Source organism: Actinopolymorpha sp. NPDC004070 (genome assembly GCF_040610475.1).
Classification (GTDB): Bacteria; Actinomycetota; Actinomycetes; order Propionibacteriales; family Actinopolymorphaceae; genus Actinopolymorpha.
In genome coordinates this window covers 126,647-143,479 of the sequence record NZ_JBEXMJ010000006.1, presented here as the reverse complement: position 1 = coordinate 143,479, position 16,833 = coordinate 126,647, and the positions used below count along the sequence as shown (strand labels likewise).

12 protein-coding genes are annotated in these 16,833 nt (G+C 70.2%); 8 read left to right on the top strand and 4 right to left on the bottom strand.

The genetic code is table 11. The features are described from left to right. Nucleotides 1–12: 12 nt before the first annotated feature. The 3 genes from ABZV93_RS13165 to ABZV93_RS13155 all read left to right on the top strand — a co-directional run bounded on the left by ABZV93_RS13165 (nucleotide 13) and on the right by ABZV93_RS13155 (nucleotide 3,278). The gene (locus tag ABZV93_RS13165; RefSeq protein ID WP_354934319.1) at nucleotides 13–987 is read left to right on the top strand and encodes a DUF4192 domain-containing protein; all 975 of its coding nucleotides are present in this window, start codon (nucleotides 13–15) and stop codon (nucleotides 985–987) included. Between the two features lie 135 nt (nucleotides 988–1,122). After that, on the top strand, nucleotides 1,123–2,601 hold the full coding sequence (locus ABZV93_RS13160; protein WP_354934316.1) for a glutamate--cysteine ligase: 1,479 nt from the start codon (nucleotides 1,123–1,125) through the stop codon (nucleotides 2,599–2,601). A gap of 341 nt (nucleotides 2,602–2,942) precedes the next feature. Next, nucleotides 2,943–3,278, top strand: a complete 336-nt coding sequence (locus tag ABZV93_RS13155; RefSeq protein ID WP_354934313.1) for a WhiB family transcriptional regulator — start codon at nucleotides 2,943–2,945, stop codon at nucleotides 3,276–3,278. A 130-nt stretch (nucleotides 3,279–3,408) separates the two neighbouring features. Here ABZV93_RS13155 and ABZV93_RS13150 read toward each other — a convergent pair whose 3' ends face one another. Further along, nucleotides 3,409–3,999 carry a hypothetical protein gene (locus ABZV93_RS13150; RefSeq protein ID WP_354934311.1) on the bottom strand — a complete coding sequence of 197 codons (591 nt, stop codon included), beginning with the start codon at nucleotides 3,997–3,999 and terminating at the stop codon, nucleotides 3,409–3,411. A 181-nt stretch (nucleotides 4,000–4,180) separates the two neighbouring features. Between ABZV93_RS13150 and ABZV93_RS13145 the strand changes: the two genes are divergently transcribed. The 3 genes from ABZV93_RS13145 to ABZV93_RS13135 all read left to right on the top strand — a co-directional run bounded on the left by ABZV93_RS13145 (nucleotide 4,181) and on the right by ABZV93_RS13135 (nucleotide 7,890). Next, nucleotides 4,181–4,579 carry a universal stress protein gene (locus ABZV93_RS13145; RefSeq protein ID WP_354934308.1) on the top strand — a complete coding sequence of 133 codons (399 nt, stop codon included), beginning with the start codon at nucleotides 4,181–4,183 and terminating at the stop codon, nucleotides 4,577–4,579. A gap of 354 nt (nucleotides 4,580–4,933) precedes the next feature. After that, nucleotides 4,934–6,544, top strand: a complete 1,611-nt coding sequence (locus ABZV93_RS13140; RefSeq protein WP_354934306.1) for an RNA polymerase sigma factor — start codon at nucleotides 4,934–4,936, stop codon at nucleotides 6,542–6,544. Between the two features lie 305 nt (nucleotides 6,545–6,849). Then, nucleotides 6,850–7,890: an RNA polymerase sigma factor gene (locus tag ABZV93_RS13135; protein WP_354934830.1), complete on the top strand. Its 1,041-nt coding sequence runs from the start codon at nucleotides 6,850–6,852 to the stop codon at nucleotides 7,888–7,890. Nucleotides 7,891–7,931: 41 nt separating this feature from the next. On the opposite strand, the gene ABZV93_RS13130 is transcribed toward ABZV93_RS13135, so the two are convergent. Together ABZV93_RS13130 and ABZV93_RS13125 are read right to left on the bottom strand one after the other, a co-directional pair. Then, a complete protein-coding gene (locus ABZV93_RS13130) occupies nucleotides 7,932–9,590 on the bottom strand; it encodes a glucoamylase family protein (RefSeq protein WP_354934303.1) in 1,659 nt (552 codons plus the stop codon). A 247-nt stretch (nucleotides 9,591–9,837) separates the two neighbouring features. Beyond that, a complete protein-coding gene (locus ABZV93_RS13125) occupies nucleotides 9,838–10,044 on the bottom strand; it encodes a hypothetical protein (protein ID WP_092655548.1) in 207 nt (68 codons plus the stop codon). A gap of 454 nt (nucleotides 10,045–10,498) precedes the next feature. On the opposite strand from ABZV93_RS13125, the gene ABZV93_RS13120 reads away from it, so the two are divergent. Further along, nucleotides 10,499–12,577 (top strand): DNA topoisomerase IV subunit B, encoded by a 2,079-nt coding sequence (locus ABZV93_RS13120; protein WP_354934300.1) that lies wholly within the window; start codon nucleotides 10,499–10,501, stop codon nucleotides 12,575–12,577. 182 nt (nucleotides 12,578–12,759) lie between these two features. Further along, nucleotides 12,760–14,121 (top strand): APC family permease, encoded by a 1,362-nt coding sequence (locus tag ABZV93_RS13115; protein ID WP_354934297.1) that lies wholly within the window; start codon nucleotides 12,760–12,762, stop codon nucleotides 14,119–14,121. A 173-nt stretch (nucleotides 14,122–14,294) separates the two neighbouring features. Here ABZV93_RS13115 and ABZV93_RS13110 read toward each other — a convergent pair whose 3' ends face one another. Further along, nucleotides 14,295–16,745 (bottom strand): DNA topoisomerase IV subunit A, encoded by a 2,451-nt coding sequence (locus tag ABZV93_RS13110; RefSeq protein ID WP_354934294.1) that lies wholly within the window; start codon nucleotides 16,743–16,745, stop codon nucleotides 14,295–14,297. Between the last annotated feature and the right edge of the window lie 88 nt (nucleotides 16,746–16,833).

The window sequence follows — 16,833 nt, the reverse complement described above, 5'->3', positions numbered from 1 at the left end:
ACGCTCGACGGCATGAGCACACCAACCGGTACCGACCGGCTCACGTTGCGTGGCCCGGAGGACGTCCTCGCCAAGATTCCGTTCCTCGTGGGATTCCATCCGGAGGAGAGCCTGGTCACGCTGACCTTCGACGAGGACCGGGAGCTGACCCTCACCGCCAGGGCCGACCTGCCCGAACCCGATCTCACCCCGCAGGAGCTGCGTGCCGCCGGCGACCGGCTGGCCTGCCTGGTCTTCGGCCGCGAGGTTCGGTACTGCCTCCTCGTCGCCTACACCGCCTCCAGGGAGCGGGCCACTCCTGCCCTGCATGCGGCCGTCGCGGCGTTCACCGACGTGGACGTGACCGTCCTGGACGCCATCGTCGCCGACGGGCACCGCTGGTGGTCCGACGTCTGCGCCGACTCCGCGTGCTGCCCGCCGGAGGGAAAGCCCTACGACCTCGCCTCCCATCCGCTGACCGCCCGGTCGATCTACCGGGGAGAGGTGGCGCTCGCCGGGCAGGAGGAGCTCCGGCGCACGGTCGCGCCGCCGTCGGGCACCGGGCGGGTGGCCGCCGAGGAGGCCCTCGCGCGGGTGATGGCCGCCGGACTGCACGAGCAGGACGGAGCCGGCGTGGTGGCCGGGCTGTTCGCACGGGTCGAGGAAGGTGAGCGGCTCAGCGACGAGGAGGTCGCCGGGATCGCTGTCGAGGTGGGTGATGTCGGCGTACGAGACGAATTCTGGTCACGCATCACCAGGGAGACGGCTGACCGCCATGTCGCGTTCTGGTCCGATGTCGTCCGGCGCACCGTCCCGCCCCACGACGTCGCGCCCGCGGCGTTGCTGGCGTTCGCCGCGTGGCTGCAGGGACAGGGCGCGCTGGCTCGCTGTGCCCTCGAGCGGGTGCACGCGTCCGATCCCCACTACTCCATGGCGCGCCTGATCGAGCAGGTCCTGCGGTGCGGCATCCCGCCCGAGGCCTGGGAGCCTCCGCCGGTCGGGCCATGAGCGTTTCGACCGGTCCCGCCGCCGCACCGGCGACCGGCCGGCGGTTCGCGCTCCTGGGTGAGCGATCGGTCCTCGCGGCAGATAGGTTTCGGTACGAGGCTCCGGCAAGGCCGGCCCCCTTGGGAGAGGACATCGATGGGCCAGGACATCAAGCCCCGCGCGTTCAGCCCTGAGGACCGGGCGCTGTTCCGCGACAAGCTGCGGAGATGCCTGCGGGCGTTCGTCCGAATGTCCGAAGAAGGCCGGTTCGAGGTACGCCGGCCCTTCACCGGGTTCGAGATCGAGTTCAACCTCGTCGACGAGCGCGGGGATCCCTCCATGACCAACAGCGAGGTGCTGGCCGCGATCGACGACGAGTCGTTCCAGACCGAGCTCGCGCAGTACAACGTGGAGATCAACGTCGAGCCGCGCCGGCTCCGCGGCAGCGCGCTGCGGGAGTTCGAGGACGACCTGCTGGCCCGGCTGGAGACGGCCGGCGCCAAGGCTAGGGCCGTCGGCCCGGAGCTGGTGATGGTCGGGATCCTGCCGACGGTGACCCCGGACCACATGGGCGCGGAGACGCTCTCGCCGAAGGTCCGCTACCGGCTGCTCAACGAGCAGATCATCACCGAGCGGGGAGAGAACATCCGCATCGGCCTCGAAGGCGTCGAGAAGCTGGAGCTGACCACGGACTCGGTGGTTCCGGAGTCGGCATGCACGAGCACCCAGCTCCACGTCGAGGTCAGCGAGGGCGCCTTCCCGGCGTACTGGAACGCCGCCCAGGCGATCGCCGGCCCCCAGGTGGCCGTGTGCGCCAACTCGCCGTTCCTGTTCCAGAAGGAGTTGTGGCGCGAGACACGGATCAAGCTGTTCGAGCAGTCGATCGACACCCGCAGCGTCGAACTGACCGAGCAGGGCGTCCGGCCGCGGGTGTGGTTCGGCGAACGCTGGCTGGAATCCGTGACCGACCTCTTCGAGGAGAACCAGCGCTACTTCTCGCCGCTGCTGCCCGAGATCGCCGACGAGGATCCGCTGGAGGTCCTCGACCGGGGCGGCACACCGCGGCTCGCCGAGCTCTGCCTGCACGGCGGCACCATCTATCGCTGGAACCGCCCGGTCTACGACATCGCCGACGGCCGCCCGCACCTACGGATCGAAAACCGCATCCTGCCGGCCGGTCCGACGGTCATCGACACGATGGCGAACGCCGCGTTCTACTTCGGCCTCGTCCGGCGGCTGGCGGCCGACGAGCAACCGGTGTGGTCACGGCTTTCCTTCGAGGCTGCCGAGGACAACTTCCTGCGCGGCGCCCGCGAGGGCATCGGCGCCCGGCTGCACTGGCCCGGCCTCGGTGAGGTCGGGGCGGCCGAGCTCACCTTGGGCACGCTGCTGCCGTTGGCCCACGAGGGCCTGGACCGCTGGGGCGTCGACCCCGCTGACCGCGATCGCCTGCTCGGCGTGATCGAGCAGCGGTGCCGTACGGGCCGAAACGGCGCGGAGTGGCAGGCGGCGGTGTTCCACCGGCTCCACGACGGCAGCGGACTTTCCCGCCTGGACGCCCTAAGGGCGATGACCGCCCGGTACGTCGAGCACATGCGCTCCAACGCCCCCGTGCACACCTGGCCGCTCGACTGACAAACACTCCCGGATCGTGTCCGGCCACCCCCGGTCGGGTCCGCCGGTCCACGGGTCGTGCACGGCCGCCAGGGGGTACCCGCCGGTCAACGGCTCATGTCCAGCAGTCCACGGTTCGTGTCCGGCGGTCCATGGTTCGTTTCCGCCTGTCCCGGGCAGAGCCGGCCGCTCCGTCAAGCTGTTCCGGGCGGTCGTTCGCGCGCCCCGGCCCGTCTTTCCAGCGGCGACCAGCCAACTCCGAACACTCCGGCTTTGTGCTGCGCACATAAATTCCACGAGATCGCCCGGGCAGGCAACCGTCCAGTGTTGTGAGACGTCACAACTCCGAGAAGGAGGTGACCATGCCCATCAGACAGCGATCCACCCGTCCAGGCGGACGCCGCCTCATCGTCGTCGAGCCGTTCCTGGAGTGGCACGAGCAGGCGGCCTGCTGCGACGAGCCGTCCGAACTCTTCTACGGACCGGAGAGGGAGTCCCAGCACGAACGCCTGGCCCGTGAGGCGCGCGCCCTTGCCATCTGCGACAAGTGCCCTGTGCGCACACCATGCCAGAAGCACGCCCTGAAGCGTCCCGAACCCTACGGCGTCTGGGGCGGCACCACCGAGTCGTCGCGTACGGCCGCCCGGCGCTCGAGCACCGAGGTGCCGAGCCGAAAGCAGGTCGCGGCCGTCGAGTAGCCGTGTTCCGATTTTGACCCCCTGACCTTCGAGTACCAGTACCTCGACCGGCCGGCGGCCCGGAGACCGGCCGGGGAGATCGCCTTTCCAGCAACCCCCAGGCCCGTGAACCTCGCGGCCCCCACGGCCGTCACCGCGAACCGTGCCCGAAGCCCCGCGCTCCCGACCCCCGTAGGCGCGGCACCACCACTGTGGCCGACGGCACGGTGAGGTCGAACCATCCGATCCGGGTCGCGACGTAGACCGGATGCGGCTGCGCCCCCACGATCGCGCAGGCGATCAGCCAGGCGCGCGACCAGGCGTGGTCGTCGTCGAGAGTCTCCAGCGGGCCGGGGCGTACCGTCACCAGGGCGGCACGCCGGCTCGGCCGTGGCCGGTGCGGACTCCCCGCCGCATCGGCGTCCGGGTCGCCGGTCAGCACCCGGTCCAGCCCGGCCACGGCCAGGTCGACCCGCAGCGCGTGGTCGGGCTCGCCCGCGGTGGCCGCCAGCAGGTTGGTGGAGGGGTCGCCGGCCGGCGCTCCCGCGGGGTCCAGCGGCACGACCCGCGCGCTCGGCGCGAACGCTCGTCTGCGCGTCTCCCCCCGCAGGATCCACACCGAGGCGGTGACCAGTCTGGCCAGATCCGGGTGGGCAGAACCCGGCCGTGAACCGTCCGGGACCGGCGCGGAAGGCGACGCCGCGGGCGACGGCGGGGTCGGCGGGGTCGGTGGGGTAGGCATGGTGGCAACCTTGCCCGCACGGCATGATCCCCGGTTGCCGTCATCCACAGCCCGGCTGTAGTAGCGTCCGGCTCCAGGAGAGATCCCTGGTTCGGCTCTGCTCCAGCCCCGGTTGGGCGCTGGACCGGCCTGGGACCGCTCCGGGTCCAGTCCGCCCCACCCGGCCCTCGGAGGTGCCCCGATGTCGGCGATCGTCGTCGGATACGTCGACAAGCCGGAAGGCCGTGCCGCCCTCCGCCGTGCCGCCACCGAGGCCAAACTCCGCCAGGCCAGACTCGTCGTCGTCAACGCCCAGGCTGCCGGCTCCCAGGGCGGTCCGGAGGCCGACGAGGCCGTGGCGGGCGTCCGTGCCGAGTTGGACGCGCACGGGCTCGGCTACGAATACCGCGAGCTGGGGCAGGGCGCCGAGCCGGCCGACGACCTGATCGCGGTCGCCGACGAGGTGTCCGCCGACTTCATCGTGATCGGTCTTCGCCGGCGTTCGCCGGTAGGAAAGTTGATTCTGGGCAGCAACGCCCAGCGAATTCTTCTGGACGCGTCGTGTCCGGTGCTGGCGGTCAAGGCCGACCCCGACGTGTGAGGATGCGGGGCCCGCGTTGCCGAGTCGGCACCCGGCCACGCATTCCCGCTGTCCGACATCACAGCAGCCGAGTCTCCCCGGGGCGGATTCCGCGCGCCGAGGTGCGGGCATACAGTCTGCGGGCACACACGGCCCGGGGAGTGCGGCGGAAATGTGTCATTTGGAGGCCGACGTATGCTGGAACATCGAGCATCCGGGCCCGACCGCGTGAGGCGCACTCGTGCCGCGAAGTCATCCTGACAATGCCTACCAGGTGCCATGCGTGCATCTGGCCGAGGGCATGTCAGAATGCTCTCTTGCGCACTTGCCCGGTGTCCCGGTCACTCTCACCACTAGTACGACGAGAGGAAGGTCGTGTCGTCCCGCACGTCCCGGAATGCCCAGCTTCTTGACAGCCCGGAAGTCCAACGTCTCGTCGACCAAGGTCGCGAGCGTGGGCACGTCACCGCCGAGGAGGTGCGTGGCGCTTGTGAGGAAGTCGGGATCGACAAGACCCAATGGGCTCACCTGCTGCGGTACCTCGGTGAGGAAGGTGTGACCGTGTCGGTCGACTCCACAACTCAGACGACCCGCAAGCGGGTGGCCGCGGCCGCCTCTCGCCGGGCCGCCGCTGTCACCCAGAGCGCCGCGGCCCCCGCCAAGCCGGCCGCTCCGGCCCACAAGACCCGCAGGGTCAAGGAAGCCCCCACCACGCCGCCGGCCGCTGCCACGGTGGCCCCCGTCGGTGACGTGGCCCAGCCCGGCGGGCGGCTCGCAGAGGTGGCCGAGCCCACCGAGGCCGATCTCGCCGCCGAGGTTCCCGCCGACGCCGACGACACCGCAGCGGTGTCCCGGCCTGCGGCGAAGCGTGCCGGTGCCAAGACCGCCAAGAAGGCGGCCGGGGCCAAGGGCAAGAAGGCCGCGGCCGGCAAGGCCGGTGGCGACGACGCCGCCGGGACCGAGGGCGAGGCGGATCTCGAGGTCGAGTTCAACGCCGAGCTGGAGGAGGAGGGGTTCGTCCTCTCCGAGGGTGACGACGCCGACGAGCCCGAGCAGCAGGTGCTGGTCGCCGGTGCCACCGCCGACCCGGTGAAGGACTACCTCAAGCAGATCGGCAAGGTCCCCCTGCTGAACGCCGAGCAGGAGGTGGAGCTGGCCAAGCGGATCGAGGCCGGCCTGTTCGCCGAGGAGAAGCTCGGCGGCGAGGCCGGAGCTCCTCCGGCGGAGCTGGTGACCGAGTTCGAGTGGATCGCCGAGGACGGCCACAAGGCCAAGAACCACCTGCTGGAGGCCAACCTCCGCCTGGTGGTGTCGCTGGCCAAGCGCTATACCGGCCGCGGAATGCTCTTCCTCGACCTGATCCAGGAGGGCAACCTCGGCCTCATCCGTGCGGTCGAGAAGTTCGACTACACCAAGGGCTACAAGTTCTCCACGTACGCCACCTGGTGGATCCGGCAGGCGATCACCCGCGCGATGGCCGACCAGGCCCGCACCATCCGCATCCCGGTGCACATGGTCGAGGTGATCAACAAGCTCGCCCGGGTCCAGCGGCAGATGCTGCAGGACCTCGGCCGCGAGCCCACCCCGGAGGAGCTGGCCAAGGAGCTCGACATGACCCCGGAGAAGGTCATCGAGGTCCAGAAGTACGGCCGGGAGCCGATCTCCCTGCACACCCCGCTGGGCGAGGACGGTGACTCTGAGTTCGGTGACCTGATCGAGGACTCCGAGGCGATCGTTCCGGCCGACGCGGTCTCGTTCACGCTCCTGCAGGAGCAGTTGCACGCCGTTCTGGACACGCTCAGTGAACGCGAGGCCGGCGTGGTCTCCATGCGGTTCGGGCTCACCGACGGTCAGCCGAAGACGCTGGACGAGATCGGCAAGGTCTACGGCGTGACGCGCGAGCGGATCCGCCAGATCGAGTCCAAGACGATGTCCAAGTTGCGGCATCCGTCCCGGTCGCAGGTACTCCGCGACTATCTCGACTGACGCTCGACACACGCTGCGAAGGACCCGGGCTGGGCGCCGGCCCGGGTCCATCGTTGTGCGTTCCGGCGATGTAGCCGGTAGACTCTCCGATCTTGGATGCTCTTCCGCCCCGTGCCTCCTGAGGAGTACGGGGCGTTCGGCTTACTGACCACCGACGAATCCGCGTCAGTCCACTGCCGAGGCCCCACGGGCGCCGGCTCGACCGAAGGAGGAACGTGGTCGCGCAGAGCAGGACCGAGGTCAAGAACAGCGCCGAGGCAGGCCCGGAGAACGCCCCGGACGACGGCCCGGAGGCAGCCCCCGAGGTGAGCCCGGAGAAGGGTGCGGGGGCCGGCGGCGACACCGGGCAGGCGCCCGCGGAGGAGGGCTTCGTTCTGGCCGAGGGTGACGACGCCGACGAGCCCGAGCAGCAGGTGCTGGTCGCCGGTGCCACGGCCGACCCGGTGAAGGACTACCTCAAGCTGATCGGCCGGGTCTCCCTGCTGAACGCCGAGCAGGAGGTGGAGCTGGCCAAGCGGATCGAGGCCGGCCTGTTCGCCGAGGAGAAGCTTGGCGGTGACGCCGGGCCCCCACCCGAGGACCTCGTCGCGGAGTACGAATGGCTGGCCGAGGACGGCCGCCTCGCCAAGAACCACCTGCTGGAGGCCAACCTCCGCCTGGTGGTGTCGCTGGCCAAGCGCTACACCGGCCGCGGCATGGGCTTCCTGGATCTGATCCAGGAGGGCAACCTCGGGTTGATCCGTGCGGTGGAGAAGTTCGACTACTCCAAGGGCTACAAGTTTTCCACGTACGCGACCTGGTGGATCCGGCAGGCGATCACCCGCGCGATGGCCGACCAGGCCCGCACCATCCGCATCCCGGTGCACATGGTCGAGGTGATCAACAAGCTCGCCCGGGTCCAGCGGCAGATGCTGCAGGACCTCGGCCGGGCGGCCACCCCGGAGGAGCTGGCCAAGGAGCTCGACATGACCCCGGAGAAGGTCATCGAGGTCCAGAAGTACGGCCGGGAGCCGATCTCGCTGCACACCCCGCTCGGTGACGACGGGGGCTCGGAGTTCGGTGACCTGATCGAGGACTCCGAGGCCGTGGTGCCGGCCGACGCGGTGGCGTTCCGGCTGTTGCAGGAGCAGGTCTACTCCGTCCTCGAAACCCTGTCCGAACGCGAGGCGGGCGTGGTGTCGCTGCGCTTCGGCCTGGGCGACGGTCAGCCGAAGACGCTGGACGAGATCGGCAAGGTCTACGGCGTGACGCGCGAGCGGATCCGCCAGATCGAGTCCAAGACGATGTCCAAGTTGCGGCATCCGTCCCGGTCGCAGGTGCTCCGCGACTACCTCGACCTCACCTGAGGGGACGACCCCACGTCCGTGGGGTCACCTCACCTTGTTGCTCACCTGCCCGTGCCGGCGGCTCGTCCGGCGCTAAAGCGCTCCCGTGCCAGCAGCGGCCGGATCGCGCGTTCGACCTCCCCGCGGGAGAAGTACCCCCGGATGTCGTCGCGGCTCAGCGCGTTGCCGATCGGGCCGAGAACCATCGCCTGGTCCAGCGCGAGGTACCTCCGCGCGACCGTTCCACTGCGTACTGCCACCGCGTCGTAGAAGCCGCCCGGGCCGTAGGAGTCGAAGTCGCGTTCCAGCCGCTGGAGGTTGTCCACCGCCGCGTGCTGGGCGTACGGCAGGGCGAGGAACGACGCATGGGGGGTCACCACGCCGTCCCCGAAGGGCTTGGCCGGTTGGGCTGGCCGGCAGCCCTCGTAGCCGAGGTCGACGTCGGTGCCCTCCAGGTCGGAGGGGTAGCCGGTGGGGTCCATTCCCATGGCATCCACGCCCCACGCCGCGTATCCGCCTCGGGGGTCGCTGGCGGGGGAGAAGCCCCAGTATCCGTACTTCGCGTCGTTCAGCCCGTGTGCGATCTGACCCTGGACGTACGCCGGGTGGTTGAGGCCCCAGCTGCGCGGTCCCCAGCGCTCCTCCGGCACGAACATCGCCGGCATCATCGCCTCGAACATGTCGCCGCCCCAGGTCGGAACGAACCGATGCCCGCGGTAGGTGAACGAGCCCTCGAACACCGGCACCCCGAGGTAGCTGGTGGTGAAGCCGACCGGCCGCTGCTCCGGCCAGCTCCAGTCGCAGCTGGCCGGGAAGGTGCGGTAGGGAGCGTAGTAGTGCTTCGCCGGGATCTGCCCCAGCGCGATGCCGACGTAGCTCGCGATCCTGGGTTCGGTGTTGAGGATGTCGTAGTGGTTGCACGTGTACCAGACGTCCGGGCCACGGTCGCGGTAGTTGCCGGTCACCGAGCAGCCGGGTGGTTCCTCGTCCCAGAAACCGCCGCGGAGCAGCCCCGCCGGGAAGTCGGCGCCTCTGCCCTGTGGGTCGTAGAAGAACCCGAAGTCCATCCGGCCCAGCAGGTGCTGGGCCTGGGCCGCACGGTCCGGCATCGCGCTGCGCACCACCATGAGGGCGGCGGCGAGCCAGCCGTTGTCGACCGAGGACAGGAACGGATGGACGACGCTGCCGTCCTCCGGCCACGTGCGCAGGACGGTGCCGGTGGCGGGGTCGTACCAGTTGTAGAACATGCCGGACGGCTCGTGGAAGGACAGCCGGCCGAGGGTGTCCAGCGTCTGCCGGACCCGGCGATCGGCCTCTGGGGCGCCGATCACGCCCAGGTCCCGGGCGGCGACGGTGCTCCAGAGATAGCCGCCGACGTTCGTCGGCGAGGTGTAGCCGCTGCGGGTGCCGGGGGCCAGGTCGCCGCCGATGTAGTCCGCCGGCAGCCCGGTGGCCGGGACGACCATCGCGTCGAAGGAACGCCAGGTGTCGCGGGCGTAGCGCAGGAGGGTCCGCCGCTCGGCCGGCGGGTCGGCGCTGCTCATGGACTGCTCCCCGGCCTGGGTGACGGCTTCGGCTTGGCCGGCGTCATCGGCTGCCTGGACAGGAGCCCTCACGGTGTGGTGAACGGCGGCGGGCCGTTCGGCGGCCAGCGCGGGAGTCGCGGCCGCGACCGACAGGGCCAAGAGGAGTGGGACGGCGGTGTGCTTCCAGCGAGCCATGGCGGCGTCCTCTCCGAGCCGTGCGGGCAGCCCGACCGCCGGAGCGCTCCGCGCCGATGGACGCCGAGTATGGCTGCGAAGGACGCGCCGGAGAAGAGGCCGCGCGGCGCTGGGAGCGACCGGTCCTGGACGCTGGGTGATCGCGGCAACCGGCTCCGGACGCGAAACGGCCGGCCACCACGGTGGTGACCGGCGCGTTCACGTCTGGTGGGGTGTGCGGCATCGTCGCCGCACACGGCACTGTTTCCTAGTTGGGGTTGTCCGCCGCGAGCCGGTTGGTCTCGTCGTGGATGTCGGACGCGACCTCCCGGAGTTTCTCCGAGTGCTCGCGTCCGTGGTGTCCGCAGAACAGCAGCTCACCGCCGGACGCGAGGGACACCCGGACGTAGGCCTGGGCGCCACAGCGGTCGCAGCGGTCCGCGGCCGAGAGCGGTGTGGCAACTGCAGCAGTCACGTGATCTTCACTCCGATCCGTCGGGGACTCCACTCCAGCAACATCAAACCAGGTGCACGGTGTTCCCGCCCTCGGGGATTTGCCCCGCAGAGTCGGACGACCTCGACGGCCAGGACACCTGCCATGTGGCCAACGTACTGCGGGATCGGCGCACACGCCCGGCCCGGTCCCGCGAGGTACGGGACCTTTGGCAGCGTCATCAGGCCGTTTCGACCCTCGGTGATGTGGTCAACGTCACAGCGCTGTGGGCGGGGAACCGACCGCGCGGAAGGGACTTTCCTCCGAGCCGAGGAGGATTCGGGCAGGTGAAGATCACGTCCCCGGCGCCGGCGGCGTGTGAGTGGGCCGCTTGTCGGAGGTCGTGGGTAGCCTGACATTCGCATCGGCGGCGGTGTCCAGCACCGCGGCCTTCTGCCACTGAAAGCTACCGTATCGACACGGAAGGGGTTGTCGGTTGACTCGGCCCGCGGACCTGGACCACTCCGGCTACACCGCCCAGCACCTCACGGTTCTCGAGGGCCTCGAGGCGGTGCGCAAGCGGCCGGGGATGTACATCGGGTCCACCGACACCCGTGGCCTGATGCACTGTCTGTGGGAGCCCATCGACAACGCCGTCGACGAGGCGCTCGCCGGCGCGTGCACCCGCATCGACGTCATCCTGCACGCCGACGGATCGGCGGAGGTGCGCGACGACGGCCGCGGCATCCCGGTCGACATCGAGCCCCGGACCAAGCTGTCCGGAGTCGAGGTCGTGTTCACCCGGCTGCATGCCGGCGGCAAGTTCGGCGGCATCTCCTACACCGCCTCCGGCGGCCTGCACGGCGTCGGCGCGTCGGTGATCAACGCGCTGTCCGCCCGGCTCGACGTCGAGGTCGACCGCTCGCCCGCCAAGTGGGGCATGAGCTTCCGCCGCGGCGTGCCGGGCACGTTCGCCGGCGACGGACCGCGGGCGTCCTTCTCCAAGGGGTCGGGGCTGGCCAAGCTCGGCCGGGTCAAGCGGGGGACGACCGGGACGCGGGTGCGCTTCTGGCCCGACCGGCAGATCTTCACCAAGGACGCCACGTTCGTCTTCGACGAGCTCGTCACCCGGGCCCGGCAGACCTCCTTCCTGGTGCCCGGCCTGGAGGTCGTGGTCCGGGACGAGCGCGAGGCCGAGGTCCGCGAGGAGAGCTTCCGGCACGACGGAGGCATCGCGGAGTACTGCGAGTTCCTGGCCACCGACGAGAGCGTCACCGACGTACTGCGGCTGCAGGGCGGCGGTCACTTCACCGAGACCGTCCCGGTGCTCGACGACCAGGGCCACCTCGCCCCGCGCGAGGTCGAGCGTGACCTCGCGGTCGACATCGCGGTGCGGTGGGGCACCGGATACGAGACGGAGATCCGGTCGTTCGTCAACGTCATCTCCACGCCCAAGGGCGGCACGCACGTGCAGGGCTTCGAGCGGGCGCTCGGCGGTACGTTCAACGAGTCGCTCAAGGCGACCCGCGTCCTGCGGGCGAGCGAGCCCGACGTCACCAAGGACGACATCCTCGAGGGGCTCACCGCGGTGGTGACCGTCCGGCTGGCCGAGCCGCAGTTCGAGGGCCAGACCAAGGAGGTGCTCGGCACCCCCGCGGCGGCGAAGATCGTGTCCCAGGTCGTCCGCAAGGAGCTCAAGGCGTTCCTCACCTCCTCCAAGCGGGGTGAGAAGCAGCAGGCGCGCGCGGTGCTGGAGAAGGTCGCCTCGGCTGCCCGGGCCCGGCTCGCTGCCCGCCAGCACCGGGACGCCCAGCGGCGCAAGAACGCCCTGGAGTCCTCGGCGCTGCCGGCGAAGCTCGCCGACTGCCGTTCCTCCTCCGCCGACAACACCGAGCTGTTCATCGTCGAGGGCGACTCCGCGCTCGGCACCGCGAAGCTCGCCCGCAACGCGGAGTTCCAGGCACTTCTGCCGATCCGCGGCAAGATCCTCAACGTCCAGAAGGCGTCCGTCTCGGACATGCTGAAGAACGCCGAGTGCGCGGCCATCATCCAGGTGGTCGGTGCGGGTTCGGGCCGCACGTTCGACCTGGAAGCAGCTCGCTACGGCAAGATCATCTTCATGGCCGACGCCGATTCCGACGGGGCGCACATCCGCTGCCTGCTAGCCACGTTGTTCTGGCGCTACATGCGGCCGCTGGTGGAAGCCGGCCGGGTCTATACCGCCGTGCCACCGCTGCACCGGTTCGAGCTCACCAACCCCAAGAAGGGGCAGAGCAAGTACCTCTACACCTACTCCGACGCGGAGTACCAACGCACCTGCGTCCAGCTGGAGAAGAAGGGCGTGCGCTGGAAGAATCCGCCCCAGCGTTACAAGGGCCTTGGGGAGATGGACGCCGACCAGCTCGCCGAGACCACGATGGACCCCCGCCACCGCACCCTGCGCCGGCTCACCATGGCCGGGGCGGAGGAGGCCGACCGGGTGTTCGACCTGCTGATGGGCAACGACGTGGCACCCCGGCGGGAGTTCCTGGTGGCGAACGCCTACGAGCTGGACGACGCTCGCATCGACGCCTGATCGGCGCCGGTGCGGCGGCTGAGCCGGGGTACTCGACCGCCGCGCCGTCCCGTGATCCGGCGCCGGTGCGGCGGCTGAGCCGGGTGCTCGACCGCCGCGCCGCCTCCTGATGCGGCGGCGAAGGTCTTTACGGCGCGCGACCGATCGGGCACGGTGGTCATCCGACCAGAAGGGGGACCACCGTGCCGGACTCCGCACGTTCTGCCAGCGTCACCTCCGACACGGGCGCCGAGCCCGAACTCCGCCGGGCCATCGGCCCCAAGCTCCTGTTGTTCTTCGTCGTGGGCGACATCCTCGGCACCGGCATCTACGCCCTGACCGGCAAGGTCGCGGGCGAGGTCGGGGGAGCCGCGTGGATGTCCTTCGGCCTGTCGTTCGTGGTGGCGATGTTCACCGCGACGTCCTACGTCGAACTCGTCGGCAAGTACCCCAAGGCGGCCGGAGCCGCGTTGTACACCCAGCGCGCGTTCGGTATTCACTTCCTGACGTTCATGGTGGCGTTCGCGGTGATGTGCTCGGGGCTGACCTCGGCCGGTGCCGCCGCCCGCACGTTCGGCGGCGACTACCTCACCGAGTTCGTCGACGTGCCGACGCTGCTGGTGGTGGTGGCGTTCCTGGTCGTCCTGGCGCTGGTCAACTTCCGGGGCGTTTCGGAGTCGGTACGCCTCAACGTCGTGCTGACCTGTGTCGAGGTGTCCGGCCTGCTGTTCATCATCGTGATCGGTGCCATCGCGGTCGCCCGGGGAATCGGCGACCCGGGCAGGTCGTTCGAGTTCAACGCGGACGGTAACCCGTTCGGTCTGGTGGTGAGCGGCGCGGCGCTGGCGTTCTTCGCCCTGGTGGGGTTCGAGGACTCGGTCAACATGGCGGAGGAGACCCACCATCCACAGCGGGTCTTCCCGCGGGCGCTGTTCCTCGGCATCTCCATCACCGGCGTCATCTACATGCTGGTGGCGTTCATCGCGACCACCCTGGTGCCGTTGGACACCCTGAGTGCGTCCGACGGCCCGTTGCTGGAGGTGGTGCGGGTCGGTGCCGACTGGCTGCCGCTCGCGGTCTTCTCGCTCATCGCGTTGTTCGCGGTGACGAACTCCGCCCTCATCAACATGCTGATGGCGTCCCGTCTGGTCTACGGCATGTCCCGGGAGCGGATCGTTCCCCGGGCACTCGGCGTCGTCCACCGCACCCGGCGCACCCCGTGGGCGGCGATCGTGTTCACCTCGGTGCTCGCTATCGGCCTGGCCGCGTGGGGCGGGGTCAGCCAGCTCGGCGGCACCACCGCGCTGCTCCTGTTGTGTGTCTTCACACTGGTCAACGCCGCGGTGCTGGTCCTGCGCAAGGACCCGGTGGAGCACCGGCACTACCGCGCGCCGACGGTGTTCCCGGTGCTCGGGATCGTGTGCTGCGCGTACCTCGCCACACCGTGGAGCGGCCGCGACCCACAGGAGTACGCCATCGCGGGCGTACTGCTGGCCATCGGACTGGTCCTGTGGTTCGCCACCTGGGCGGGGCGCCGGTGGGGGAGCGCCTCGGCCCGGTCCTGACCGCCGGCCGGCCCTGACCAGCCGGCCCTGACCAGCCGATTCAGGTCGGCCGGCCCGGACCAGTCGGTCCTGAGCAGCCGGGCTCTGCCCGGTCACGGACGGGAACTGCCGAACGGGATCGGCTCAGGCGAACCAGTCCCGCTCGGCGGGTCGAGTGTGGCGAGGCGGTCGGGTCAGGTGACCGGGCCGCCGATGGCGGCGATCGGCTTGGTGGACGGCTCACCCGAGCCGTCCCGCCGGCCGGTCGCGGCCGGGAGGGGAACCGCCGCACCGGCAGCAGTCGCAGCCCGGGCGGGCACCGGCCCGGCCCAGGCCAGCTGGATGACCTCCTCGCCCTTGAGGAACCGGTGACAGCGCACCCCTCCGGTCGCACGTCCCTTGGCGGGGTACTCCTCGAAGGGAGCCACCTTGAGCGAGCCGCCGTCCATCCCGGGCAGCGCCGAGGTCGAGCCGGCCACGGTGACGACGACGGCCTCCTGGTCGGCGGGCACGGCGCCGAAGAAGACCACCCGGGCCTTCGCACCGAGCCGGATCCCGCTCACCCCGCCGGCCGTCCGGCCCTGCGGGCGCACCGCGGTGGCGGAGAAGCGCAGCAGCTGGGCGTCACTGGTGACGAAGACCAGGTCCTCCTCGCCGGTGCGCAGCTCGGTCGCGCCGACCACCTCGTCGCCCGCCTTCAGGGTGATGACCTCCCAGGCGTCACGGTTGGCCAGGTGGTCGGGTGAGAGCCGCTTGACCACGCCGGCCGCCGTGCCCAGCGCCAGGCCGGGGGAGTCGGGGTCGAGGGTGGTGAGGCACAGGCCGCGTTCGCCCTTGCCCAGCGAGACGAACTCGCTCAGCGGTGCGCCGCCCTGGAGGTTGGGCACGTGGGCGGTCGGTGGCAGCGCCGGCATGTCGAGCACGTTCAGCCGCACCAGCCGCCCGCTGCTGGTGACCAGGCCGACCTGGCCACGCGCGGTGCCGCGTACGGCGGACACCACGACGTCGTGCTTGGCGCGCGAGCCCTCGGTGGGCAGCGGGTCGGCGCCGGTGGTGCGGGCCATCAGCCCGGTGGAGGACAACAGCACCCAGCACGGGTCGTCGGCCACCTCGAGCGGTACGGCGCTGGTGACGGCGTGCCCGGACGACTCCAGCAGCACGGTGCGGCGTTCGGTGCCGTAGGCGTTGGCCATCTCGGTCAGCTCACCGGACACCAGCCGCTTCAGCAGGCGTTCGTCCTCCAGGATCGCGGTGAGCTCCTCGATCTCCTTCTCCAGCGTGGACTGCTCCTTCTCCAGCTCGATTCGGGAGAACTTCGTCAGCCGGCGCAGCTGCATGTCGAGGATGTACTGCGCCTGGATCTCGGTGAGGTCGAAGACGTTCATCAGCCGGTCCTTCGCCTGACCGGCATCGTCGCTGCCGCGGACGATCTGGATGACCTCGTCGATGTCGATGATGGCCAGCAGCAGGCCCTCGACCAGGTGCAGCCGGTCGGAGGCCTTGGTCAGCCGGAACCTCGTGCGTCGACGGGTGACGTCGTAGCGATGGTCGAGGTAGACCTCGAGCAGCTGCTTGAGCCCGAGGGTGCGCGGCTGGCCGTCGACGAGGGCGACGTTGTTGATGTTGAACGACTCCTCCATCGGCGTGAGCTTGTACAGCTGCTCGAGAATCGCCTCGGGGTGGAAGCCGTTCTTGACCTCGATGACCAGCCGCAGGCCGTGCGCGCGGTCGGTGAGGTCTTTCAGATCGGCGATGCCCTGCAGCTTCTTGGACTGGACGAGCTGCTTGATCCGCTCGATCACCCGCTCGGGGCCGACGTTGTAGGGGAGCTCGGTGACGATCAGGCCCTTGCGCCGGGGCGTCACGTTGTCGATCCGGACCGTGGCCCGCATCTTGAACGCGCCCCGCCCGGTCTCGTAGGCGTCCCGGATGCCGGCCAGGCCCACGATCTTGCCCCCGGTGGGCAGGTCGGGACCGGGGATGTAGCGCATCAGGTCGTCGAGGCTCGAACTCGGCTTCTTGATCAGCTGCCGGAGCGCCTGGATCACCTCGACCAGGTTGTGCGGCGCCATGTTGGTGGCCATCCCGACCGCGATCCCGGAGGCGCCGTTGACCAGCAGGTTGGGGATGGCTGCCGGCAGGACCTGCGGCTCACGCTCCTGGCCGTCGTAGTTGGGCTTCCAGTCGACGACGTCCTCGTCCAGCGACCCGGTCATCGCCAGGGCCGGCGCCGCCATCCGGCACTCGGTGTAGCGCATCGCGGCGGGGCTGTCGTCGTGGGAACCGAAGTTTCCGTGGCCGTCGATCAGCGGCACCCGCATCGCGAACGGCTGGGCCATCCGGACCAGCGCGTCGTAGATCGCCGAGTCGCCGTGCGGGTGCAACTTACCCATCACCTCACCGACCACCCGCGCGCTCTTGACGTGTGGGCGGTCGGGGCGCAGCCCCATGTCGGACATGGTGTAGAGGATCCGGCGCTGCACCGGCTTGAGCCCGTCACGGGCGTCGGGCAGCGCCCGCGTGTAGATCACCGAATAGGCGTATTCGAGGAAGCTCGTACGCATCTCGTCGCCGACGTCGATGTCGCTGATCTGCTCCTCGAAGTCGTCCGGGGGCGGCAGCGTGGCTTTGGTGCGACGGGGCATACGGGCGTGCACTCCTCAGGGTCAGGCGAGGTCGAACCAGGTGGCTGGGGTTCTCTTCAGCATCGTGCCACCCACCACCGACAGTGCC

Coding starts and splice junctions, on each gene's coding strand:
- ABZV93_RS13165 (WP_354934319.1), top strand. CDS start 13: ATGAGCACACCAACCGGTACCGACCGGCTCACGTTGCGTGGCCCGGAG.
- ABZV93_RS13160 (WP_354934316.1), top strand. CDS start 1,123: ATGGGCCAGGACATCAAGCCCCGCGCGTTCAGCCCTGAGGACCGGGCG.
- ABZV93_RS13155 (WP_354934313.1), top strand. CDS start 2,943: ATGCCCATCAGACAGCGATCCACCCGTCCAGGCGGACGCCGCCTCATC.
- ABZV93_RS13150 (WP_354934311.1), bottom strand. CDS start 3,999: ATGCCTACCCCACCGACCCCGCCGACCCCGCCGTCGCCCGCGGCGTCG.
- ABZV93_RS13145 (WP_354934308.1), top strand. CDS start 4,181: ATGTCGGCGATCGTCGTCGGATACGTCGACAAGCCGGAAGGCCGTGCC.
- ABZV93_RS13130 (WP_354934303.1), bottom strand. CDS start 9,590: ATGGCTCGCTGGAAGCACACCGCCGTCCCACTCCTCTTGGCCCTGTCG.
- ABZV93_RS13110 (WP_354934294.1), bottom strand. CDS start 16,745: ATGCCCCGTCGCACCAAAGCCACGCTGCCGCCCCCGGACGACTTCGAG.